Source organism: Dyella sp. SYSU CM1112 (assembly GCF_058216415.1).
In genome coordinates this window covers 1-732 of the sequence record NZ_JBZEGI010000047.1, presented here as the reverse complement: position 1 = coordinate 732, position 732 = coordinate 1, and the positions used below count along the sequence as shown (strand labels likewise).

The 732-nt window shown below is 62.8% G+C and carries 1 protein-coding gene; it reads right to left on the bottom strand.

The features are described from left to right. Window positions 1-90 precede the first annotated feature (90 nt). A partial coding sequence (locus AC4HNJ_RS21545; RefSeq protein ID WP_490481671.1) for a transposase occupies window positions 91-732 on the bottom strand: 642 nt, incomplete at its 5' end.

Genomic DNA, 732 nt, shown 5'->3' with positions numbered 1-732 from the left:
CAGCCTGTGTCAAAACTAGCTGCCGTGGCCAAGGAGGCGCCCTTCGCAAGAAGGGCGCCTTTTTCTTTGTGACGAGTTGAAGCGGGCGGATCAGATCGGCTGGAGTTGTTCGATAAGCCGAGTGCGGCCCAGGAGACTGGCCAGACGCTTCAGGTTGAAGACCATGACCGCGATGGCCATTTCGGTAGCGGCACCTGTGCTGCCGCGTAACAAGAAACGCGGCAGACCGAAGATCCGGTATTTCAGTTCTGCAAACGGCCGCTCCACCGTGCAGCGGCGCAAGCGCATCGCTTCCGGGGTCGCGCGAGCGTGCATCCGTTGGAGCACATCCTCATCCATGTGACGCGAGACGATACGGCGGTCTGACTGCGTGCATTGGCTTTTCAAGGCGCATCCGGTGCAGGCCGAGACGGGAGCGGCGTAGTGAATCAATCGAGTCGCCCGGTGGATCTGCTTGCGCACGAGCGTGGCACCGGCCGGGCAGCGCAACGTGTCGTGCTCGGCGTCGTAGGAGAAGGCGCTTGGGTCCATGAGTGTGCCGTCACCCTGATTGTTCACTGCCCGATTAGCCGGTACGTGAGCGATGAGGCTTTGCTCTTCGCACGCGCGTGCTTGCTCGCCGTTGGAGTAGCCCGCGTCGGCGACGACGTGCAACGTCGAAGCGCCCAGCACCTCTCGGGCCTTGATCGCCATGGGCAGCAGTTGGCGATTGTCGCCCCCTGCGGTGGTGAC